At 43.6% G+C, this 23,775-nt stretch carries 20 protein-coding genes; 6 read left to right on the top strand and 14 right to left on the bottom strand.

What is annotated here, in order from left to right:
* Nucleotides 1-25: 25 nt before the first annotated feature.
* From DSM107010_RS09300 to kdpA, 8 genes are all read right to left on the bottom strand, one after another.
* A complete protein-coding gene (locus DSM107010_RS09300) occupies nt 26-1,732 on the bottom strand; it encodes a GspE/PulE family protein (protein WP_015155191.1) in 1,707 nt (568 codons plus the stop codon).
* Between the two features lie 456 nt (nt 1,733-2,188).
* Complete coding sequence (locus DSM107010_RS09295) at nt 2,189-2,893, bottom strand: Nif3-like dinuclear metal center hexameric protein (RefSeq protein WP_015155190.1); 705 nt, start codon at nt 2,891-2,893, stop codon at nt 2,189-2,191.
* Between the two features lie 97 nt (nt 2,894-2,990).
* A complete protein-coding gene (locus tag DSM107010_RS09290) occupies nt 2,991-3,755 on the bottom strand; it encodes a ferritin-like domain-containing protein (RefSeq protein WP_015155189.1) in 765 nt (254 codons plus the stop codon).
* A gap of 131 nt (nt 3,756-3,886) precedes the next feature.
* The gene (locus DSM107010_RS09285; RefSeq protein ID WP_127022835.1) at nt 3,887-4,990 is read right to left on the bottom strand and encodes a universal stress protein; all 1,104 of its coding nucleotides are present in this window, start codon (nt 4,988-4,990) and stop codon (nt 3,887-3,889) included.
* Nucleotides 4,991-5,064: 74 nt separating this feature from the next.
* Complete coding sequence (gene kdpC, locus DSM107010_RS09280) at nt 5,065-5,667, bottom strand: K(+)-transporting ATPase subunit C (RefSeq protein ID WP_127022832.1); 603 nt, start codon at nt 5,665-5,667, stop codon at nt 5,065-5,067.
* Nucleotides 5,667-5,927 carry a potassium-transporting ATPase subunit F gene (locus DSM107010_RS09275; protein WP_106218051.1) on the bottom strand — a complete coding sequence of 87 codons (261 nt, stop codon included), beginning with the start codon at nt 5,925-5,927 and terminating at the stop codon, nt 5,667-5,669. Before DSM107010_RS09275 ends, kdpC begins: the two co-directional genes overlap by 1 nt.
* Before the next feature lie 16 nt (nt 5,928-5,943).
* Nucleotides 5,944-8,043 (bottom strand): potassium-transporting ATPase subunit KdpB, encoded by a 2,100-nt coding sequence (kdpB, locus tag DSM107010_RS09270; RefSeq protein ID WP_127022829.1) that lies wholly within the window; start codon nt 8,041-8,043, stop codon nt 5,944-5,946.
* Between the two features lie 92 nt (nt 8,044-8,135).
* A complete protein-coding gene (kdpA, locus tag DSM107010_RS09260; RefSeq protein ID WP_127022822.1) occupies nt 8,136-9,815 on the bottom strand; it encodes a potassium-transporting ATPase subunit KdpA in 1,680 nt (559 codons plus the stop codon).
* A 456-nt stretch (nt 9,816-10,271) separates the two neighbouring features.
* On the opposite strand from kdpA, the gene DSM107010_RS09255 reads away from it, so the two are divergent.
* The 3 genes from DSM107010_RS09255 (at nt 10,272) to DSM107010_RS09245 (ending at nt 13,144) form a co-directional block, all read left to right on the top strand.
* Nucleotides 10,272-11,345 (top strand): sensor histidine kinase, encoded by a 1,074-nt coding sequence (locus DSM107010_RS09255; RefSeq protein WP_181246357.1) that lies wholly within the window; start codon nt 10,272-10,274, stop codon nt 11,343-11,345.
* Between the two features lie 2 nt (nt 11,346-11,347).
* Complete coding sequence (locus DSM107010_RS09250; protein WP_015155182.1) at nt 11,348-12,019, top strand: response regulator transcription factor; 672 nt, start codon at nt 11,348-11,350, stop codon at nt 12,017-12,019.
* A gap of 189 nt (nt 12,020-12,208) precedes the next feature.
* Entirely contained in the window at nt 12,209-13,144 is a 936-nt protein-coding gene (locus DSM107010_RS09245; RefSeq protein ID WP_015155181.1) for a ParA family protein, read from the top strand.
* A 33-nt stretch (nt 13,145-13,177) separates the two neighbouring features.
* Here DSM107010_RS09245 and DSM107010_RS09240 read toward each other — a convergent pair whose 3' ends face one another.
* Nucleotides 13,178-13,435: a hypothetical protein gene (locus DSM107010_RS09240; protein ID WP_015155180.1), complete on the bottom strand. Its 258-nt coding sequence runs from the start codon at nt 13,433-13,435 to the stop codon at nt 13,178-13,180.
* Nucleotides 13,436-13,742: 307 nt separating this feature from the next.
* On the opposite strand from DSM107010_RS09240, the gene bioF reads away from it, so the two are divergent.
* Nucleotides 13,743-14,927, top strand: coding sequence for an 8-amino-7-oxononanoate synthase (gene bioF / locus DSM107010_RS09235; RefSeq protein WP_106170226.1), 1,185 nt, complete (start codon nt 13,743-13,745; stop codon nt 14,925-14,927).
* A 47-nt stretch (nt 14,928-14,974) separates the two neighbouring features.
* Here bioF and DSM107010_RS09230 read toward each other — a convergent pair whose 3' ends face one another.
* The 3 genes from DSM107010_RS09230 to DSM107010_RS09220 are packed head-to-tail and all read right to left on the bottom strand — an operon-like array spanning nt 14,975 to nt 15,985.
* On the bottom strand, nt 14,975-15,430 hold the full coding sequence (locus tag DSM107010_RS09230; RefSeq protein WP_106170228.1) for a GNAT family N-acetyltransferase: 456 nt from the start codon (nt 15,428-15,430) through the stop codon (nt 14,975-14,977).
* Entirely contained in the window at nt 15,431-15,631 is a 201-nt protein-coding gene (locus DSM107010_RS09225; RefSeq protein ID WP_015155177.1) for a hypothetical protein, read from the bottom strand.
* 48 nt (nt 15,632-15,679) lie between these two features.
* A complete protein-coding gene (locus DSM107010_RS09220; RefSeq protein WP_199197415.1) occupies nt 15,680-15,985 on the bottom strand; it encodes a hypothetical protein in 306 nt (101 codons plus the stop codon).
* Nucleotides 15,986-16,045: 60 nt separating this feature from the next.
* Here DSM107010_RS09220 and DSM107010_RS09215 point away from each other — a divergent pair, with 60 nt between their 5' ends.
* Nucleotides 16,046-18,202 (top strand): Tex family protein, encoded by a 2,157-nt coding sequence (locus DSM107010_RS09215; RefSeq protein WP_127022819.1) that lies wholly within the window; start codon nt 16,046-16,048, stop codon nt 18,200-18,202.
* Between the two features lie 248 nt (nt 18,203-18,450).
* Here DSM107010_RS09215 and DSM107010_RS09210 read toward each other — a convergent pair whose 3' ends face one another.
* Nucleotides 18,451-19,389, bottom strand: coding sequence for an exopolyphosphatase (locus DSM107010_RS09210; protein WP_106167844.1), 939 nt, complete (start codon nt 19,387-19,389; stop codon nt 18,451-18,453).
* A 229-nt stretch (nt 19,390-19,618) separates the two neighbouring features.
* Here DSM107010_RS09210 and DSM107010_RS09205 point away from each other — a divergent pair, with 229 nt between their 5' ends.
* A complete protein-coding gene (locus DSM107010_RS09205) occupies nt 19,619-22,081 on the top strand; it encodes a putative PEP-binding protein (RefSeq protein ID WP_106167845.1) in 2,463 nt (820 codons plus the stop codon).
* A 122-nt stretch (nt 22,082-22,203) separates the two neighbouring features.
* On the opposite strand, the gene proS is transcribed toward DSM107010_RS09205, so the two are convergent.
* Complete coding sequence (gene proS, locus DSM107010_RS09200) at nt 22,204-23,694, bottom strand: proline--tRNA ligase (RefSeq protein WP_015155172.1); 1,491 nt, start codon at nt 23,692-23,694, stop codon at nt 22,204-22,206.
* Between the last annotated feature and the right edge of the window lie 81 nt (nt 23,695-23,775).

Below are 23,775 nucleotides of genomic sequence, written 5' to 3'. Positions count from 1 at the left end.
ATTCAAATGAAATACATACCGCGAGCTATTGCATTCTCCCCAATTCAGGCAGCTTGCGCCCGTTTAATTCATATTCCGATTCAGCCAAGCTATCACTGGCAAAATGGTTGTTGTACAAAGCACAACGAGGTAGGACGCGCAAGACTTCTTGTACGGTGGTCAACCCAGCCATCACCTTCTCTACCGCTGCCTTGCGGAAAGATGCATAGTTAATCTCTCGTAGGTAGCGCTGTAACTGGGTCATCGTACCTTCGTAGATAATATCGCGGATGCGATCGTCTACGTCAATTAACTCGACCACTGCTTCCCGTCCCAAAAATCCAGAATTGAAGCACATCGAGCAACCTCGACCTTTACGCCACGTATCAGTACGTATGTCTCGTCCCAATCCCAGCACTTTCAAATCTGTTTCTGTAGGGGTATAAGGCTCGCTGCAATGGGGACAAACACGACGTACCAAACGCTGAGCCACTACTCCCAACAACGCATCGCTCAACAAACCAGGATCTATACCTAAATCCTTCAGACGCGGAATTGCCCCGAGTGCATCATTCGTGTGCAGAGTGGTAAATACCAAGTGTCCGGTTAGCGCTGCTCTGACTGCGGTTTCTGCCGTTTCGCTATCGCGAACTTCACCCACCATGATAATGTCTGGATCTTGACGCAAAATTGCCCGCATCCCTGCGGCAAATGTCATTCCTGCGGCTTCGTGGACTTGAGTTTGAGTAATTCCTGGCAGGACGTACTCAACCGGATCTTCTACCGTGACGACGTTAACGTGTTCTTTAGCAACATTCTGCAAACTCGTATAAAGTGTACTAGTTTTACCGCTTCCCGTGGGACCTGTCAGAATAATCATGCCTTGGGGTTGCTCTAACCAAGCTTTGTAGGCGTTCATCGTTTCTGGAACAAAGCCCAGGTTACCCAAGTGAGTAAAGGGGTTTTCTCGGGGTAAGAGGCGGATAACTGCTTTTTCGCCATTGACGCATGGCAGGGTACTGACGCGCATGTCCATGTTGAGTTCTGCTTCATCGCCTGAAGCATACTTTTCCTCAATCCTGCCATCTTGCGGGCGGCGGTGTTCGGCAATGTCCATGTTGCACATCACCTTCAACGCCATCACGACGCGGCGGCTCATTGTTATTGGTAGGGTGGTAATGTCACGTAGCACGCCATCAATTCGATAACGCACTCTCAAGCCATCTACCATTGGCTCTAAGTGGATGTCGCTAGCTCGGTTGCGTAATGCTCCAGAGATAATCGTTTTGATCCGCTCGATTTGATCGCCAGCTTTGCTTAAATAAATTTCTGTAGTTTCGCTGATGTCTTCTTGCTCTAGTTGTCCCGTAATTGGGTTAACTATGGGCATAGAGCTGATCCGATTGGGATTGAGGCTTTGAGAGTGAAACCAAGTACGGTAGCTTTTGTCAGCAATGGGGATGACTTCGATTTGGCTACCCGTGCGCTGTTGTAGTTGGGCTAGCGTTTCTGAGTCGAGGGATACGGGCGAACCAAGATAGTAACATCCACGCCACAATAGCAAGGGAATAGCTGGAGGCAAGGAAGTTTTATCGGGAAAGTGGCGCAAAAATCTGCTACTAACTTCCTTATCTAGTAGTGTTTGGTTGACAATTCCTTCATTATCTACTAGAAGGGCGATCGCTTCAGAACAGCTCAATTCGTTCTTTTTGAGCCGTTGCCAAGCGGAGGTAATGTTTGGGGAAGCTTGCATGATTCCTCTGTAAAAGATTTGTGTAGCAGCATTGACAGATATTGCACGCCAAACACTTCAAGCAAAACTATAAATTGCCCAACTTGCCGACGCTAGGGGATGTTCTCGAATTAATTTACTAACATAATTTAATGAACTTATAAAAATTCCTTCATAAACTTATCTTCACTTTCATTCAATCTTCAAGCGGACTTTTACTGTAACTTCATTTTATTTTTTATACCAACTGCTCGTTACTTCCGTGAATGTACAGTTATATTCTAGAAAAATCTCGTCCAAATATGAGTTTGATTATAACGTTTTTGACCTACTGAAGTCACATTTTTTACATTAAATTTAAGCATATACGTATGAGAAAATATTACCGCCAAATCCGATCGCGTAATTAGTTTCGTTGTTGATAAGAAAGTAGTGCGTAGTGCGTGAGTTAAATTATTCTTCCCTACTCCCTGCTCCCTACTCCCTTTCTTCACCGATGACTGATAACCCAGACCAGCGATCGCGCAACAGTCCGGCGAGGGATTTTAAACCCCATTGTTCGCAACGGCGATGTCCCACTGCGATCGCACTAATTTCCGTTTCCTTCAAAGCTTCAACGGCTGGCTGCCGCATTTGTCCAGTGACATACAAATTAGCGCCGCGTGTTGCAGCTTCCCTAACTAGTTCATCGTTCATTCCTCCTACAACTGCTATACGCGAAACTTCTACTGTTCTACTTAGATGTACTTCTTCTAGTCCGCCAAAAATTTCGGTAATGCAATGTAAATATTCCGCGATCTTTTGCTGAGGTATGTTACCAATCGCACCAATCGCTCGCCCTTGTTTTTCTCCCAGTACCTCCAAGTCTGACATAGATAATACATTCGCTAGACGGGAATTAAACCCCAATGTCATGCACTCGTCAAATGCCAAGTGATAGGATAAGACTCCAATATCTGGCAATAATTTCGCTTGCAATTTCCAAGGACGATGGAGAAACAGTGCATCCAATTTTTGTTTCTCAACCCACTGTGGCAAATTTTCCCACGGCTCTAAAGCTAGTCCTATTCTACTAATTGGGCGCGGTGATGGTATGTAAACACCACCCCTTTCAGAAGCAGAATAGCGCTCGATCGCAAAAAAGCGATCCAGAAATTGAGCTAAATCGTTTAAGTAAGGCATGGAGGTCAGTTCTTAGTGGCTAGTGATTGGTGGCTAGTGACTAGATAAAGATTCTAGCTACTAGCCACTAGCCACTCACAAATGACAAATGACAAATTTAAACGGCTGCTAATTCTTGCGGTTGAGAGTCGGCTGGCGTTTCGGCGGGAGCGCCTTCTGTTACTAAAGAACGTGGTTTGTCTTTGCCTTGAAGCATATTGCTGGTAAATGCGATGAGAGCATTGACTTTGCGGGTGCGCCACTCGTCTACGAGTTGTTGCACTTGGTTTGCAGGCATTCGCCGCATCATGGCTTCATAGAGGTAGTTGGCGTGACCAGTTTCATCTTGAGCTACACTCAGAAGGCTCTTTTTCAGGTTACGGCTAGTTGGTTCGTCTTCAGGTAATACATTTGCCATGCGGACGAAATCTTTGCTAGCATCCAACTCTAAAATGTAGGTGCTAGCTAGAAATACATTCCACTCCATATTTTCCGGCTTAAGCTGCTCTGGGGAGTAGCCTTTGAAGAAAGCATCAAAAAAGGGACTGCGCTGCTGTTCCTTCGGTTTTTCCTCTGGCGTTTTTTCGCGCTCCCGCTTGAAATCGATGACTTGTTTATTCAGTTGTTTCAAAGCATGGGCGAAAATTTGACCGTGCCTAGTTTCATCAGCTGCGTGTTTTGCCAATTTCTCAGCCAACCACTCATCGCCTTCTCCGCCAGCACGTTGACTCAATTTTGTCAAGAAGGGAACCGAGCCTGATTCTGCTAATTGGAAGCCAGCGAGAGTATTGGGACGTGTGAGGGGATCGCGGATTTGTCGAGCAGTATAGTACGCGATCGCACCCGAACCTACCACATGGAGAACGTAAGTTAAAAAGTTCATGCCTGCTGCATCTGGAAGATTTCTCTGTTTTATCCTAGTACATTTGTTAGGGAGCAGGGAGGTAAGAGAGCTGGGGGAGCTGAGGAGGCGCAAGGTTGCTGAGGGAGAAAAATGACTTACGACTTACGACTTCATAATGGTTCTTTTTTGTCGGTTGCGATGATGTGCAGATCGATATTTTTAAGTAGGCGGACTAATTTTTGAGTTAAGGAGCCTTTCAATAGGATTTTCCAACGAGATCGTTGGCTTTCCCCAATGACGATTTGCGTGACATGATACTTACAGGCTACATCCGCGATCGCTTTGGCAATGTCATGATTCTTGACGCGAATAAATGTACCGCCAAATTCTTGACACAATTTTTCACAAGTCTCGACGTGTAGGCTTTCTTCCCTAGTGAGGAATTTATCTGGATCTTCCACAAACACAGTGTAGAGTGGTGCATTCATGTAACCAGCAATTCTCGCCCCTCGCCGCAAGAGCTGAACGGAGTTAGGATAAGTTGATACGCAGACTAATACTCGTTCGTGAATGTTACAATACTGTCCGTCTAGGTCATTGCCGTTGTTACGGGCGCTCAGTTCTAGGGCATCGTCTTCAACGTTATCGGCGACTTCTCTTAGTGCTAGTTCGCGCAAAGCGATCAAATTGCGGCGTTGGAAAAAGTTTTGCAAACATTGGTCAATTTTGTTAGAAGCGTAAATTTTACCTTCTAACAATCTTTCTTCTAAAGTTTCTGGCGTGACATCGACTACCACCACCTCATCTGCTTCGTCGAGTAGGCGATCGGGAACGCGCTCTCGTACTACAATTCCTGTTATCCGCGCTACGAGATCGTTAAGACTTTCGAGGTGTTGAATGTTGACAGTAGAGTAGACATCAATTCCCGCTCTTAAAATATCTTCTACATCCTGATAGCGTTTTTCGTGGAAGGAACCAGGGACATTCGTATGAGCGAGTTCATCTACTAATACTAACTGAGGCGATCGCTTGATAATTGCCTCTGTATCCATTTCTGTTAATGTCATACCGCTACGCATAATGTGTTGGCGCGGTACGATCTCTAATCCCTCCGCTTTTTGTGCTGTTTCTTTCCTTCCGTGGGTCTCTAGCAATCCAATAACAATATCAATTCCTTCTCGCTTTAAGGCGTGACCTTCATCTAGCATTCGATAGGTTTTTCCTACCCCAGGAGCCATACCAATAAAAATTTTATGCTTACCTTTTTTTGTCATTTGTCATTTGTCATTTGTCAGTAGTGAGAAGTTAGTAGTTGATAACTTTTGACTTTTAACTTTTGACTTTTGACTTACGACTTCCCCTTTGTGATTTCCAAAACATCTAATTCTTGATTTAGCTTTAATACATTAACTCCAGGTTCGCCAAATATTCCCAAGAATCTACCTTGAGTATGCTTATTTACAAAAGGTACAATTTCATCAGTTGAAAAATTCCGTGCTTTGGCAACTCTTACTAACTGTGCTTCTACTGCTTCTAATGTAATATGAGGATCTAAGCCAGAACCAGAGGTATAAACCAGATCGGCAGTGGGTTGAATACCGTTCTCTTGCAACTGTTTGGCTTGTGCTTCAATTCGTTTGAGTAATTCTGGATTGCTAGGAGCTAAATTACTCGCACCAGATACACCAGTGGATGTAGTTTCTGTGCTAGTACTATAGTCAACTGTACTAGGACGACTTTGAAAATATCTTTCAGATGTAAATGGTTGACCAGTTAAAACCGAGCCTACAGGTTGATTTTCTAAATTTACTACTATGCTGCCATTAGCTTGACTTTGTAAAAATGGTAATTGTCCCACTAAGAGAATTAAACCGGGATAAAGAACTGCTGTTAGTAACCACAGCGCCAGAGTTAGACGAATTCCTCGCAGAATTTCTCGAAATATAGACATTAGTATCGCTCCGGTCGAAATACGACATCAAATAAATAAATTACTAGTGCCAATGTTATGAAACCTAAAATTCCTAGTGCATAGGCTTGGGTTCGTTGCCATGTTTCATCTGTGGCTGCATATACTATTGGAGCGAGGATGGCGTTAAGGGATAGAACGAGGAAAATGACGAGGGGTAGTTTGGGACGGATACATAAATTGGTAGTTGGTAGTTGGTAGTTGGTAGTTGGTAATCGATTTAATTTTGTCTGTCGTTTCATTTCTTTATACTCCTTGTCAGGCTAATCCCACTGCTGACACCAAAACATCAATTAACTTAATTGCAATAAATGGTACAATTACCCCACCTAAACCGTAAATTAGAATATTTCGTTGTAGCAACTGATTTGCTGATAGCGGACGAAACTTTACACCCTTCAAAGCTAGAGGAATTAGAGCCGGAATAATCAAAGCGTTGTAAATTAATGCTGATAATACAGCTGAGTTTGTGCTAGTTAATCCCATCAGATTCAAGCTTTGTAAATTAGCTGAAGCAAAAATGACGGGGATAATTGCAAAATACTTAGCGATATCATTGGCAATAGAAAAAGTTGTCAGCGCCCCACGGGTAATTAGCAGTTGTTTACCAATAGTCACGATGTCAATTAGCTTTGTTGGATCGGAATCTAAATCGACCATATTCGCTGCTTCTTTCGCCGCCTGAGTTCCTGAATTCATCGCAACTCCCACATTTGCCTGTGCTAATGCTGGCGCGTCATTCGTTCCGTCTCCTGTCATGGCAACAATTTTGCCTTGCGCTTGTTCCCGTTGAATTACCTCGATTTTGTCTTCGGGTGTGGCTTCGGCAATAAAGTCATCTACCCCAGCTTCTTGAGCAATTACACTAGCAGTAATGCGGTTATCTCCAGTTAACATGACTGTGCGTACACCCATGCGCCGCAACTGATCGAAGCGATCGCGTATGCCTGGTTTGACGATATCCTTGAGGTAAATTACGCCGTAAATTTCGCCATTAAGTGCAACTGCTAAGGGCGTACCACCTAATTGAGAAATGCGTTCGTAGGCTGTATCGAGTTCGGGGGTTTCGCGTCCGCTACGGGAACGCACGAACCCTTTAATCGCGCCTACCGCACCCTTACGCACCTCGCTACCATCGGGTAAATTCGTCCCACTCATACGGGTTTTAGCAGAAAATTCAATTCCTTCAGCAAGGTTGCGATCGAAGTCTACTATTGCTCCCAATTTTTCTGCAAGGCGGACGATTGATTTTCCTTCCGGTGTATTGTCAAACAAGCTGGCTGCTAACGCCACTCGCGCAATGTCATTCATCGTATGACCGTTGACAGGCACAAACTCCTCTGCCAAACGGTTTCCTAACGTGATCGTACCTGTTTTGTCCAAAATGAGAGTGTTGACATCGCCGCAGGCTTCTACGGCGCGTCCAGAGGTGGCTATGACGTTAAATTGTGCCACCCGATCCATACCTGCAATTCCGATCGCGCTCAATAAACCGCCGATGGTAGTTGGGATGAGTGCGACTAATAAGGCAATTAAAATTGCGATACTGACGGGACTATTTACATAGCTAGCAATTGTTGGTAATGTCGCTACAACAAACAGAAACACCAACGTTAAAACTGCTAATAACACCGTTAAAGCAATTTCATTGGGAGTTTTAGCGCGTTCTGCCCCTTCTACCAGGGAAATCATGCGATCGATAAAGCCTTTACCAGGATCGGCTGTAATGCGGATACTGAGTTCGTCGGAGAGAATGCGCGTCCCACCCGTGACGGAACTAGCCACGTCCGAACCTGGTTCTTTCAATACGGGTGCGGATTCCCCCGTAATTGCCGATTCATCGACTGAAGCTACACCTGCTAACACTTCACCATCAGCGGGAATAATATCGCCAGCCACCACCTTAACCATATCGCCGCAATGCAGTTGGGTAGAAGAAATTTCTTGAATCGATCCATCGGGTAAAAGTTTTTTGGCGATCGTATCTGATTTTGTCGATCGCAAAGCATCGGCTTGCGCCTTGCCTCGTCCTTCTGCCACAGCTTCAGCAAAATTGGCAAATACTACAGTAAAGAATAAAATTAATGCGATTAACCCATTAAAAAATCTCAGGTTTTCGCCTTGAACTGGTCCAAATAAATAAGGGTCAAATATCATCAAGACGGTGATAATTGTTCCTACGTAAACCACAAACATGACGGGATTTTTTAACATCACTCGTGGCTTAAGCTTGACAAAAGATTCTTTTATTGCTCTTTTGTAAAGTCCTTGAGTGTTGACTTTTGGTGTATGCTTGCGATCGCCGCGAGGTCCTTGCGGTCTAGGACGTGGAGGTTTTGTAGAGGCTATAGAATTCATAGATGGGGGACAAGGGGGAACTCGGGGACCCCACGACCGAAGGGAGTGGGGATTAGGGGGCGAAGGGGGACAAGGGAGAAGTGTTAAACCAATTACCAATTACCAATTTGAAATCCTTCTGCGATCGGTCCTAAAGCTAGGACGGGGAAGAATGTGAGTACGCCAAGGATGAGAATTACACCAGCCGTAACGCCAGTAAATAGCAGCGTGTCAGTTCTCAAAGTGCCAGTTGTTTCTGGTACTGGTTGTTTGCGTGTCATGCTGTCGGCTAATAGCAACAAGGCAGTAATTGGTAAATAGCGTCCTGCTAATAAGCTGAAACAAGCACTTAAATTCCACCATAAAGTAGCATCCCCTAATCCTTCAAAACCGGAACCATTGTTAGCTGATGCTGAGGTATATTCGTAGACAACTTGAGAAATACCATGAAACCCAGGGTTGCTAATTCCTGCAAGCGTATCGGGAAAGGCAAGAGTAATCGCGCTAGGAATTAAAATCGCGATCGGGTGGACGAGTAAAATAACGCTAGCGAGAACGATTTCTCTTTTTTCAATTTTGCGTCCTAAAAATTCTGGGGTTCTACCTACCATTAAACCTGTGAGAAACACGGTCAAAATTAGGTAAACGAACAAATAAGCCGTTCCCGTTCCTTGACCACCCCAGATCATTTGCACGAACATATTAAATAGGGTGGAAAAGCCGCCATTTGGCATCAGAGAATCGTGCATTCCGTTGACTGCACCGCACATCGTTCCTGTAGTTAAAACTGCCCACAATGCTGTTTCTGCCCAACCAAATCTAACTTCTTTGCCTTCTAAGTTGGGACTATCACCAATTAAATTATTTACTAGAGGATTACCTTGGTATTCGCCTACTCCTGTCACCACAACTAGCGTGACAAAAATGATAAATACCATCCAAAACAGCAACCACCCTTGCTTTTTATTATTTGCAAAAATGCCGTATGTGATAATTAAAGCAGCGGGAATAGATACCATCGCTAGTATTTCTACTAAATTAGTAAAAGCATTTGGATTTTCAAATGGATGAGCGGAATTGATCCCAAAAAAGCCACCGCCATTTTCTCCCAGTTGCTTGATAATTTCAAAATGAGCAACCGGTCCTCTGGCAATAACTTGAGTTGTACCTTCTAAAGTTGTAACTGTAGCTGGTGCTGCTAAAGTTTCTGGAACGCCTGCCATGAGTAATGCGATCGCCCCAATTATGGAAATTGGCAGTAAAATTCGCGTAATCGATCGCACCAAATCGACATAGAAGTTTCCTAAAGGTCTACCTGTTAAACCGCGAATAAAGGCAATTCCTACAGATAATCCAGTGGCGGCTGAGGTAAACATCAGAAATCCTAAAGCTAGCATTTGACTAGCATAACTAAATGTTGTCTCGCCAGAATAATGCTGTTGATTGGTGTTAGTAACGAATGAGATGGTTGTGTGCAGTGCTAAGTCCCAACTCGGTGCTTGTAAGTTGGTCGGATTAAGAGGTAGAATTCCCTGCAACATGAAGATGAGGTAAACAAAAATGCCCATGACGATGTTGCTGTAAAGTATCGCCTGAGCATATTGCCATCCAGTCATATCACTCTTGGTAGGAATGCCACCTAAAGCGTAGATGACACGTTCTATAGGCTTCGCTACTGGATCGAGAAATGTTTTCTTTTCTAAGAAAACGGAGGCAATGTAGCTACTAAAAGAAGGGGTAATAGCTACCAAAATAATTAGTGTTATTGCGATTTGAAGAAATCCTTGCCACATATATATTTAAAATTGATATGTTTGATAGCAAAGTAGGTTTTATTTACCTTATGCTTGAGATTCTGCTGACTTCATCTTGTAGAGTAGGCTCACCACCTGCGAATATCAAGAGTTTTTTCTGTTCCAAACTATAGCAACATAATTATTTGAGCAGTCTGCTAAATATTTATGACTTGTAATAACTTAGCTGATGTTACTTAAATTCTACAATTGAGTTTAGATATAAGTTTTATATTGCTACTGTTTAGACAATGACAATAAAAATAGCAGCGATCGCATAGAGCAGACTATATATATAATTTATTCTCTTGCTATATCTGTCGGTATAGTTAGAACTAAACACTGACTAAACACTACCTCCAGTAGAAACAAACAGTAAGATATATCGGAGATTGCCTAGATTGTCTCGTTAAAGATGACAAAATAATAATTAAAGAATCGAACGAGGATAAGACCATCGCACTTCACAAAAACTTTAGCTGGAGTTCGCTGTGGCAAGTTATTAGCCTATTTGTAGTAGTGCTGATACTAGAGTTCGTGACTCCTGTAGATTATGTCTTTGGCTATCTTTACACGGGACCAATCCTAATTTCAGCTTCCCGCTTGGGTAGGAAAGCAACATTTTACACTACTCTTGCTGCTGTAGGACTGACAATTTTAAATTTATGGCTGCCTGGAGATGAGATTGCAAAAGCTTCAACGATCGCTAGTCGGATCATTGCCGCGATCGCTCTGATTGTGACAGGAATCTTGGGCGATCGCAACCATCAATACGAAATTGCGATCGCTTCTCAACAAGCTAAATTACAGTCTCAGGAACAGTTAGCTAGAGTGAGAGAAGATTTTGCCTCTACGCTTACCCACGACTTGAAAACTCCGCTACTCGGTGCGATTGAAACTCTCAAGGCTTGGGAACAAGGAAAATTTGGTACGGTTACGCCTACCCATTACAAGATTTTAGAAAAGATGATCCGTTCGCATCAGTCTACATTACAATTGGTGGAAACCTTGCTAGACGTTTATCGCAACGATACGGAAGGATTGCAATTACAACTAGCGCCTGTGGATTTAGTCACAATAGCGCAAGCAGCGATCGCCTCCTTGACAGATCTCGCTGCTTCGCGTCAGGTTTATATTAGTTTGGGGTACGGAGACTCAGATTTTCGTCGTGCCATGTGGGTTCAGGGTGACGCGCTGCAATTAGCGCGGGTGTTTACCAATCTCCTCACAAACGGAATTAATCATTCCCGTCGCGGTGGTAAGGTAGAAGTGGTATTTGAATCTCAGGCGGAATATTGTCTTGTCAAAGTTTTGGATAACGGTTTGGGAATTACTGCCGCACAATTACCACATCTATTTGAACGATTTTATCAAGGACATAGCGATCGCCAAGCGAAAGGTTCGGGTTTGGGACTCTATCTAACACGGCAAATTATTTCCGCGCATGGCGGTACAATTTGGGCAGAGAATTGTTTGCCTCAAGGCGCGCTTTTCTGTTTTCGCTTACCAGCTTTGTCAGTTTATACATAAGAATGTCTCCTTCCTTACGGTTACTCCTGGTTGAAGATGACGAACTCTTTCGCCTTGGTTTAGAAGTCAAATTGCAACAAGAATCAGGTATAGAAATCGTTGCTGAAGCGGAGGATGGGGAAACAGCCGTAGAAATGGTACAGCGTCACGCCCTCGATGTGGTATTACTCGATGTAGGATTACCTGGAATTGGCGGTGTAGAGGCGTGTCGGCAAATTAAACAGCAAAATCCCCAGTTACCAGTTTTAGTCTTAACTTCTCATTCCCAAAAGTCTTTAATTGCGCGGTTGATTGCCGCAGGGGCGGCGGGTTATTGTTTGAAAGGGATTGCTGCCGAGACTTTGATTTTAGCAATTCGTTCGGTGGCTGCTGGTGCTTCTTGGTGGGATCGCACGGCAACTACAGAAATTCGCACTACATTCGAGCATAACCCAGATACGAGTGAGGCGATCGCAACTCCAGCAGAATCTAACCAACCGCTAACGCAACGAGAACAAGAAATTTTAGCTTTAATTGCGGCGGGTAAGTCTAACCAAGAAATTGCTTCTACCCTATACATTACTCCTGGTACGGTTAGGGTACACGTCCATACCATTATCCAGAAATTAGGAGTACGCGATCGCACCCAGGCGGCAGTGTTGGCAATTCAAAAGAAATGGATTGCAGGTGGGTAGGGGCGGGTTTACCAGCAATCTCTGCTGTTTATCTAGATCTCGGTGAACCCGCCCTTACATTTTCCAAGCCACGACTAGATGACTAAATTTCATAAAGATATTCAAACAATTTTCTCCCATTTATGCAAGTGCAGCTAAGCTATTCGGAGATTCAAACCGACCAAGAGCTGTATAGCGAGGATGTCAAATATGACCTATACGATCGCCACTGCTAATATGAAAGGGGGTGTCGGCAAAACAACTCTCAGCGTTAATCTAGCCACGGCGCTAGCAAAAGAGCATGGTAAGCGAGTCTTGATTTTTGACTTAGATACCCAAATTAGCGCCACTCTCAGCTTGATGGCTCCCACAGAGTTTGCTAACTATAGAAAAAGAAAACGCACCCTCAAGAATTTTATCAACCAAATTATTCAGCCAAATCCACAAGCTAGAATTACCATCCAAGATGCAATTCATCGTTCGGTCTGTAATATTAATAACCTGGACTTATTGCCAGGAGATATTGAGTTATATGACGAATATATGGTAGCAGAAATGCTACATGAAAAAGCTTTTGAAGTCGATCGCTTGGACTTTGAAGTTGTCTGGAATCGGTTTGAGAGAACTTTGCTCAGACAGATTTTGCAGCCAATTATGTCTGACTACGATTGCATTATTTTTGATTGCGCTCCTGGCTACAATCTCATGACTCGTAGCGCCCTTGCTGCCAGCGATTTCTATATTTTACCAGCTAAGCCAGAACCGCTATCGATTGTAGGAATTCAGTTATTAGAAAGACGCATTGCCGAATTGAAAAAAAGCCATGAAGCCGAGGCTGTCATGGGAATTCAACTGATCGGTATCGTGTTTACAATGGCTGGTAATCTATTTACAGGTAGATACCAAAGGCAAGTCGTACAGCGAATCAATCAGGATTTTACCCCTGATAAAATCTTTAATACTCAAATTCCAATGGATGTCAACGTTGCTAAAGCAGTTGATAGTTTTATGCCCGTAGTTTTGAGCAATCCTCACTCTGCTGGAGCCAAAGCTTTTAGTCAGCTAACTCAGGAATTCGTTCAGAAGTTAAACGTAGCTCAAGAGCAAAAAACTCAGCCGATGAATCCTAGTTTTGCCACTATTTAAAATAGTCAGGTGCGTTAATAACGCACCCTCCGACTATCCTTTAGAAATTTTTCCTTCAAGAATCACTCTGTTAGCGATCGCAATTAATGTTTCTGCAACCTCATCGCGACTCATTAAGTTAACTAACCCAATAATTGAACCAGATAAACAGCTATTATCAATAACAACATTTAAGCCTGAGTGTTCGCCAATCAACCGCTGTACTAATTCAGCTTTATCTTCTAGTGGCAAACTTTCTGCAAGAGGCAGAACTTCATCTAATGTACGTTTAATGTTACCGTTTGAAGCCACAACGCACCTTTTGTTTTCTAAGTGAAAATTGAATATGAGATCATCCTAGAATGAGGCTGATTTTTATTTAACCGCAAATTCACTGGTTTATTCTGCACTTGTGCAGCTGTCTCCGCATTCCTACTTAGATGTTACTAGGTATTTGTTGGTATATTCTCAGGTGAGAAGATGCGATCGCCTATTCTAAAAGGTATATCGGTAAGGTTACTGAATTGCTGAGATGAAACACGTAACCTGTAGTAGGGGCGCACAGGTGTGCGCCCCTACAAGTATCATGCTGTATAGAATATTTACGTTCTCATCCCCCATGTCAAAAGATCCTTATGCTTGGATAGAACAATCTTTAGCAACCATCCACAAAGCCGATTGGTATCGTGCCGTACAGACAATTGACAGCCGCCCTGGTGCTATTATCCAAATGGAAGGGCGATCGCTGATTAATTTTGCTAGTAACGACTACTTAGGGTTAGCAGGCGATGAAAGACTAATTCAAGCAGCTATAACAGCTACGCAGATATACGGTGCGGGAAGTACGGGTTCTCGTTTACTTAGCGGACATCGAGAATTGCATCGAGAATTGGAACGAGCGATCGCAATTCTAAAACAAACTGAAGATGCTGTAGTTTTCAGTTCGGGATATTTGGCAAATTTGGGTACAATTGCGGCTTTAGTTGGCAAACGAGATCTAATTCTTTCAGACCAATACAATCATTCTTGCTTAAAAAATGGAGCGATTCTCAGCGGTGCAACAATTATTGAGTATCCCCATAACGATATTTTATTTTTAAAAACCCAGTTAGAACAACGCAATCGCTACCGTCGTTGTTTAATTATGACTGATAGCGTCTTTAGTATGGATGGAGATTTATGCCCGTTACCAGAATTAATAGATTTAGCAGCTCAATTTAACTGTATGCTATTAATTGATGAGGCTCACGCTACCGGAGTTTTTGGTAAAACTGGGGCTGGTTGTGTAGAATATTTCAATCTTACTAGTAGCCCGTTAATTCAAGTTGGCACGCTGAGCAAAGCCTTGGGAAGTTTAGGCGGTTACGTCGCAGGTTCAGCCGCTTTAATTGATTTTCTACGCAACCGTGCGGCTAGTTGGATTTATACCACAGCTCTTTCTCCTGCCGATACTGCGGCTGCGATCGCGGCAATTTCTATTGTACGAGAAGAACCAGAACGCAGACAGCAACTTTGGCAAAATATTAATTATTTAAAACATTTAATGACTCAAGAATTACCGCAATTAAAATTATTACCTTCTGAGTCGCCAATTTTGTGTTTGCAATTAGCAGATGCAGCCACGGCTTTAAAATTTGGTTCAAATTTGAAAGAGTCGGGAATTTTTGCGCCAGCAATTCGTCCCCCTACCGTACCGACAAGTAGAATAAGATTTTCTGTGATGGCGACTCATGAATTGAGTCAGATTGAGCAATTAGTAGAAATTTTGTGTCAGCTTAATTCTCAGGTGCATTTCAAGATCTAGTTTTGTGTCGCGCAAAGACGCAAAGACACAAAGAAGAAGATTTTAAATTACAAATCCTTTGTCATAAACACACTGTTTGGAGCTTCTTTATATTTAGAAAAAGGCGCACAGTTCTTAAAGCCGTATTTCGCATATAAATTGCGTGCTGGCTCAAAAAAAGGCATCGATCCAGTTTCTAAACTTATACGCCGATAACCTCGTAGCTTCGCTTCGTTCAAGATATGCTGAAGTAGCATTGATGCAACACCTTTCCCTCTATATGAGGTTGTTGTACGCATCGACTTAATTTCAGCATGGCTTGCATCTAATTCTTTCATTGCACCACAGCCTATTAAGCAACTACTATCCCAAATCGTCCAAAATGTAATTTGTGGTTTTCTCAACCCTGCCAAATCTAGAGCATGTTTACTTTCAGGAGGCGAAACGGACTTCATTTCTCTGATATGTTCTTCCAAAAACTCAGCAATTTCAGAGCCAGAAAGATCGTCAATCTTTATTTCCATTTATATTTCCATTTGTCTCCTTTTCTGCTGCTGTCGCGTCCGATAAGCGGATGATGGACTATTGCGAATATCTGCTTCTGCACTTGCGATCGCGCGATCGAGTAACTCATTCAACTCGTCAAACTGACGACAAACTTCCTTTAACTTCTCAACAGATCGCTTTCTGGTTTCTGGATCGGGTATTCTAGGTTGGTTACTCATGGCAAATTCCAGTTCCTTTTGACATCCATAATACTTGCTGCTGCTGAATCAACGTAGGCTTGTGTCTGCTCTATCGATTGCTCCAGTAAATAAATTTAGCGTAGCTGAACTAGCTACTGGTTGAGCCTCTGCCACTCTTAACAAAAGAGTGTAGAGTCGAGTGTAAGCAGATGTCGATCTCTCCCTAATACTTTGGAGTTCTTCTAGTTCTGGTCTTGTTTCCTCCACTTCTCCAAACCGCTCAAAGATGGCTGCATCTGTAGCTGTAGCTTCGTCGATGCGTTCTAGCAGTCGTCGTTGCAAGCTAAAGATAGTAGAAAATGTTTCATCGGGTAATTTCGCCACTTCGCTCACCGTTGCACTTTTGAATCATATGGCATATTACCTTTAAGAGAGACTGCATAAACTGACTCGATGGTAAACATTCCCCAACTACTAGCTCAAGAACTAAATCTCAAACCCTTCCAGGTGCAAAGCGCACTCGAACTGATGGCGGAGGGTGCAACAATTCCATTTATCGCTCGTTACCGCAAAGAACGCACGGGGGAGATGAACGAAACCCAACTGCGGGAACTAGCTGAGAGACACGCCTACCTCACAGAACTAGAAGAAAGAAAAGCAGCGATTTTAAGCGCGATCGCCTCTCTTGGTAAACTGACAGAGGAACTACAGGCAAAAATCACCGCCTGCTTGCAGAAAACTGAATTAGAAGATTTATACCTTCCCTATCGCCCCAAACGCCGCACCCGCGCTACGGCGGCGCGAGAAAAGGGATTAGAACCACTCGCCGAGTGGATTAAATCTCTCAATGTCAAAAACGCCCCTATCGTACCTTTAGAATCAGAAGCAGTAAAATATATTTCTGAGGAAAAGGGAGTTAAGTCAAAGGAGGAAGCGCTTAAAGGTGCATCTGATATCTTGGCAGAGGAAATTGCTGAAAAAGCCGAATTACGCGCTTACATCCGCGAATATCTACTCAACGAAGGGGTGTTTGTCTCGCGAGTCAAGGACGATTACCCCGAAGGTACGACAAAATTTGAAATGTACCGCAACTATCAAATTCGAGTTGAAGATATCGCACCGCACAATCTACTCGCGCTATATCGCGGTGAAGCCGAAGGAATCTTGGATTTCGATCTCAGTTTTGATGAAGGGGTGGTATTGTCCTATCTAGAATCGCAGGAAATTCGCACGAAGAACCCCAGTTTGAGGAAATTCTACCACGATTTACTCAAAGATGGATGGACGCGATTGATGAAAGAGTCATTAATTAGTGCCGTCCGTAATGAGAAAAAAAGCTTTGCCGATGTTGAATCAATTAAAACTTTTGAGGCAAATTTACGCGATTTATTGTTATCCAGTCCAGCCGGAATGCGTCCGACACTGGCGATCGATCCTGGGTTTAGGACGGGATGTAAGGTAGCCGTACTATCGCAAACAGGGCAATTTTTAGCATATCAAGCAATTTTTCCCCACCAATCAGCAGCAGCGCGATCGCAAGCAGCACAAACTGTTAAGCAATTGTTGGAAAAATACCGCATTGAGTTAATTGCGATCGGTAACGGTACGGCAGGACGAGAGACGGATGAATTTATTTCAGAAGTCTTGCAAACGGTGGAACGCAAACCAATTAAGGTGATGGTCAATGAATCGGGCGCATCGATCTATTCTGCCAGTCAAGTTGCGATCGCGGAATTTCCCGAACTTGATATTACCGTGCGCGGTGCAATTAGTATTGGCAGACGCTTGCAAGATCCGCTAGCAGAATTAGTTAAAATCGATCCCAAATCAATTGGTGTGGGACAATATCAGCATGATGTAGACCAAAAACTTTTGAAGCAAAAGCTAGAGGAAACCGTAGAAAGTTGCGTGAACTACGTAGGCGTAGACCTTAATACTGCTTCTCAGGAGTTACTGGGTTATGTATCTGGAATTACGACAACAATTGCCAATAACATTGTTGCCTATCGGAATGAAAACGGTGTATTTAAAAACCGTCGTCAGTTACTCAAGGTAGCCAAATTAGGACCAAAAGCCTTCGAGCAAGCTGCCGGATTTTTACGGATTCGAGGTGGAGAAAATCCTTTAGATAATACAGCCGTTCACCCGGAAAGTTATAAAATTGTGGAGGCGATCGCTAAAGACTTAAACGTATCATTAACTCAAATTTCTCAAGTTGCATCTAAGCTCAAAGGAACGAATCTGAAAAAATACGTGACTGAAACTGTAGGCGAACCAACATTAAGAGACATTATCGGCGAATTAGAAAAACCCGGCAGAGATCCTAGAGCTGAATTTAAATATGCTACATTTCGAGAGGATATCAAAGAAATCTCCGATCTCAAATCGGGCATGGAATTAGAAGGAATCGTCACTAACGTAGCCAACTTTGGCGCGTTTGTAGATATTGGCGTACACCAAGATGGTTTAGTTCATATTTCTCAACTAGCCGATCGCTTTGTGGACGATCCGAAAAAGTTTGTCAAGGTTGGACAAATTGTCAAAGTGCGCGTATTAGAAATTGACGTGCAGAGAAAACGAATTGGGTTGTCAATGAAGTTAAATAAATAAAACGTAGGGGCGGGTTTACCAACAATCTTTATCTTCTCACGAGGAGATCGATAAACCCGCCCTACCAAGACCCAGTAATTCCCACATATTGTATTAAATTTGCGATCGCAGCAACATTTATCAAAATGCGTCAATTTTTACAGATCTGCTGGGGTGAGTTTATCAATAAACTGCAAGTATTTCAAGTATTTTTGGTGAACCCACCCCTACACGAATATGATATTCAAACCAATAAAATCAAATTTAAATTACTCGTTCGCCTTAATTTGGCTAATGATTTCCCTTAATGTTTCATCCACTACTTCATGCGCGACTTGACAAGTTCCAGCGTTGGCATGACCACCACCACCATACTTTAACATCAACTCGCCAATATTAACTTGAGAACTGCGATCGAAAATCGATTTGCCAACTGCAAACACTGTATTTTGTTGCTTCAAACCCCACATGACATGAATTGAGACAGTACACTCAGGATATAAAGCGTAAACCATAAACCGATTCCCCGCGTAAATTGTCTCTTCTTGCCTCAGATCTAATACAACTGTTTTGTCACGAACAGTCGCACACTTTTTAATTTGTGCTTGAAATTTAGCTTCGTGTTCGCGATAAACATCGACCCTTTCTTTCACGTCAGGAAGATTTAAAATCTCGTCAATCGTACTGTCTTTACAAGCATCGATCGAATTCATCATTAAATCGTAATTAGAAATTCTAAAATCTCTAAATCTACCTAACCCCGTTCTCGCATCCATCAAAAAATTCAGCAGTACCCAGCCTTGAGGTCGTAAAACTTCCTCTAAAGTAAATTGAGCCGAGTCCGCTCGATCAACTGCTGTCATCATCTCTTGGGAAATATGAGGGAATTTTTCCGCTCCACCAAAATAATCGTAAACAACTCTGGCAGCAGATGGAGCGTTAGGATCGATGATATGAGTGGAGGAGCGATCGCGATTTCTCAGCGTTTCGCTAAAATGATGGTCGAAGGCTAAATACGCACCTTCAACATAAGGTAAATTTGTAGTAATATCATGATTAGTAATTTCAATTTTGCCATCTTGCATATCTTTCGGATGGACGAACTTAATCTCATTGATTAAATTTAAACTTTTTAGTAAAACAGCACAGACGAGACCGTCAAAATCGCTTCTCGTAACTAATCGATACTGTTGGGCTTTTAGTAACATAGTAATCTTGACCTCTTGAGTAAGCGTTCAAAGGGATTTGCATAGACAGCACGCTTATTGGTTTCTAGCTATGCTCGATCTAGTTTTCCCAGGAATTTGCTTAAATAAACAAATAAGAAGGGAGTCGGGAGTCGGGGGAAGAATTCACGCATTCACGCATTCAAAATTATCTAGCCACCAGCCACTAGTCACTAGCCACTCTTTACTGATAACTGACGAGAGAAAATTCTTGAACACACTCTACTTACTGGAGCAAATTTCAGCCGCAGAACGCCTACAGATAGGAGAAAAGGCATTCCATCTCGGTCGGATTGCGACAAACGGTTATCCAGTAGTACCTAGTTGTGTCGTTCCCGCTCAAACTCTGTGGAAATTTCTCGCGCAGTTAAATTCGTCCGATCCATTAATTGCCGATCTGCCAGAATCTTCATTGAGAATAAATGTTGATGATAGTCATCAACTCCAGAAAGTTGCCCAACGCCTACAGCAAGAAATTCTTGCCGCACCCTTACCAGAAGAGTACTGGCGATCGCTGCTAGAAGCGACGCAATCGTGGCAAGCATCGGCATTAATTTTTCGCCCTTCTTTAATTCTGAAAACTACGGCAATCCAAAATCTCAATTTCTCTGGACTGCTAGAAGCTCAAATATGTTGTCCAGAACCGGAAGCGATCGCCCTAGCTTTGAAGCAAACTTGGAGCCAGTTATTTCGCGCTAGAAGTCTTTTGTATTGGCAGCGCCACAGGATTGAATGGCGAGACATTCATCTAGCAGTCTTGGTACAACCCCTACAAAATGCGATCGCCTCGGGAATTTTAACGTGTAACCCCTCTGAGATTGAGATTAGCGCTACTTGGGGTTTAGGGATAGCGATCGCCCGTGGGGAAGTTTCACCCGATCTCTACTTCGTTTCCACCGCAACGAATCAAGTGCGATCGCGGCAGTTGGGTAATAAAATATTGGCTTATGGAGTCGGCAATATTCCCTTCATTTCAGATTTAACTCTTTGTACGACTTCTCTTTTACCCTCATCTGTCACCCCTTGCTTGCAAACATACTTGTTGAGCGAAGCACAACAGCAGCAGTATGCTCTCAGCGATGAGTCTCTCCAACAACTGATTCAACTCACGCAACAACTAAAAACAGATTTGGGCGCAGCATTCTATTTAGAGTGGACGTTGGCTCAAACAGGGATCGACGCAAAACCGCAACTCTACCTGACCCACGCGAATACCTATAGAGTTCGGGAGCCAGCAGCCAACAGCCAACAGCCAAAAGAAGATTCGGAATTCCGAATACCTCCTCGCTTAAGCAAGCTACGGAATTCGGAATTTATCTCAGGCATCGCAGCAGCAAGGGGAGAGGTCATTGCTCCAGCATACGTGATCGCAAAAAGCGAACCGCGACCTGTAACTATACCAGCAGGATCGATTTTAGTCGCTCCAGCGATCGCCCCTGACTGGCTACCCCTATTGCAACAAGCAGCGGGAATCATCACTGAGCAAGGAGGATTGACTTCTCACAGCGCCATCCTGGCTAGAGAATTAGGTATTCCGGCTGTTGTGAGTGTTGCGCGCGCCACAGGATCGATCCGAACAGGAGAATTATTGGAATTGAATGGCGATCGCGGTGAAGTGTGGAGAAGAGGCGACAAGGGAGACAAGGGGGACAAGGGAGAAGTCAAAAGTCAAAATTCAAAAGTCAAAATTTCCCGACTCCCGACTCCCGACTCCCAACTCCCGACTATAGCCACTCAACTCATGCTCAATTTGAGTCAGCCGAGTTTAATTGCTCAGGTTAAGGATTTACCCGTCGATGGCGTGGGGTTGTTGCGATCGGAACTGATGATGTTGAACGTGTTAGAGGGACAGCACCCGAGAGTGTGGTTGCAACAGGGACGACAGGCAGAATTATTAGATTTATGGAAATCACAAATTAGTCAATTCGTCAATGCTTTTGCTCCCAGACCCGTATTCTATCGCTCTTTAGATTGGCGATCGCCAGAATTTCAGTCTTTGAATCTGGATGGTGTGGATGCTTCTGCTGGTAACAGCCGTAATTCCATCCTGGGACAGCGCGGGACGTTGAGTTATCTCAAAGATCCGAAAGTTTTTGACTTGGAACTAGCTGCTTTAGCCGCCGTGCAGCAGTCCGGTCAAACAAATCTTCACCTCATGTTACCGTTTGTCCGCAGTGTCGAAGAGTTTAGTTTCTGCCGTCAGCGCGTCGAGCAAGCAGGACTAACTCAAGTTGCGCAATTTCAACTGTGGATCGTGGCAGAAGTGCCTTCAGTGCTATTTCTACTACCCCAATACGTCAAAGCAGGAGTTCAAGGAGTCTCCATTGGCACGAACGACTTGACTCAATTGTTGCTGGGAGTAGACCGCGATCGCGGCGAGTTAGCCGCTAATTTAAACGAACGCCACCCAGCAGTCCTGCAAGCGATCGCCCAAATTATCCAAATGGCGCAGCAAGCTAATATTTCCTGCTCGATCTGCGGTCAGGCTCCCGTCCTATATCCAGAAATTATCGACTCTTTGATCCAATCGGGCATTACCTCTATTTCCGTCGAACCGAATGCCGTCGAACAGACTTATAGGGCGATCGCCCGTGCTGAGCAAAGATTGCTCCTGGCTGCTGCGCGGAAGATTGGAGCAGAGGGGCAGAGGAGCAGAGGGGCACGGGGGAATTAACTATTCACCACGCACTACTTCTCTTTCCCAATTTTCTGATACCTGTACGGGCGGGTTCACCCGAAATATTTGTGAGTTACAAAGTTGCTCGGTCAACCCGCCCCTACCATACCTGGCTCCCGCTAGTACGCTCTAGCAAAAATGACTCGCCGATCTGTTTGCCTACCCGTATAAAAACATTTCCCCGTACCTTGTTGTAAGTCGAAAGGAATGCAGCGTCCGGTTGCTTTGGTTTCTTCTTTGATTTTCTCTTCGTCGTCAGAATTACCATCAAAGTAAGCAACATAAAAACCTGCTTTTTCTTCGATCTGTTGCTGAAATTCAGCGTAGGTTTCGACAAAGTGCAAATTCTGTTGCTGAAATTCTTGCGCCCGTTTGAATAAGCTAATTTGGATATCCTCTAATAAAGTTTTGATTTGCGATTCCAAATCAGTTTGAGCCACATTAATTTTTTCACCAGTATCGCGACGAACTAACACGGCAGTACCATTTGCTAAGTCTCTCGGACCCATTTCTAAACGTAAAGGAATGCCTTTTAATTCCCAATCGTTAAACTTGAACCCTGGACTTAAATTATCCCGCGTATCGACTTTAAATGAAAACGCTTTTGTGGCTTTAAACTGCTCTTGTAGTTCGGTAAATCGAGCTAATACTTGCTCTTTTTCCGCGTCCTTACGATAAATCGGCACGCCAATCACCTGTAGAGGAGCAATGCGCGGCGGACAGACAAAACCGCGATCGTCGGAGTGAACCATAATGAGAGTACCGATCATTCTAGTTGTAATGCCCCAACTCGTTGCAAATGGATACTCTTGTGTTCCTTCAGCAGACAAATATTTCACGTCAAAGGCTTTAGAAAAAGTGGTGCCTAAATTGTGGCTCGTACCGACTTGAATGGCGCGTTTATCTTGCGTCATTGTTTCGATTGTATAAGTATGTACTGCCCCAGGAAACTTTTCATTTTCTGTCTTGCGTCCGGCAAATACTGGAATAGCTAAATACTGCTCGACAAAAGTTTTGTAAATTTCTAACATTTGCCTTGCTTCAGCTTCAGCTTCATCAGCAGTTGCATGAGCTGTATGTCCTTCTTGCCAAAGAAATTCGGTTGTGCGTAAGAAAGGTCTAGTTCTCAACTCCCAGCGACAAATATTTGCCCATTGATTCAACAGAATTGGTAAATCTCGATAGCTTTGAATCCAATTACGATATGCTGACCAAATAATAGTTTCGCTAGTCGGTCTGACAACGAGTGGTTCGGATAGTTCAGCGTCGGGATCGACGGTAATTTCTCCCGATTCAGTCAGTTGTAGCCGATGGTGAGTCACAACAGCGCATTCTTTGGCAAAGCCAGAAACGTGTTCGGCTTCTTTAGAGAAGTAGCTGACGGGAATAAATACCGGAAAGTAAGCATTCGTGTGTCCGGTGTCTTTAAACATTCCGTCCAGGGTTTGCTGCATTTTCTCCCAAATCGCAAATCCTTCCGGTCGAATAATCATGCAACCGCGAATCCCAGAGTCTTCGGCTAGCTTAGCTCTGTCTACAATGTCTAGATACCAGCGGGAGTAGTCTTCATCGCGTCTGGTGATTTTGAGTGCATCAGCTTTCTCTGCCATTAACGTTCCCTTGTGCCTTGACGATCTCAGATTTAGTCTAAAGCATTAGCTGCCACTGTTAAGGATGTCATTTCGCTCAGA

Source organism: Chroococcidiopsis cubana SAG 39.79 (assembly GCF_003991895.1).
GTDB classification, from domain to species: domain Bacteria; phylum Cyanobacteriota; class Cyanobacteriia; order Cyanobacteriales; family Chroococcidiopsidaceae; genus Chroococcidiopsis; species Chroococcidiopsis thermalis.
The sequence above is the reverse complement of the archived record's forward strand: the minus strand, read 5'-3'. Positions and strand labels throughout refer to the sequence as shown.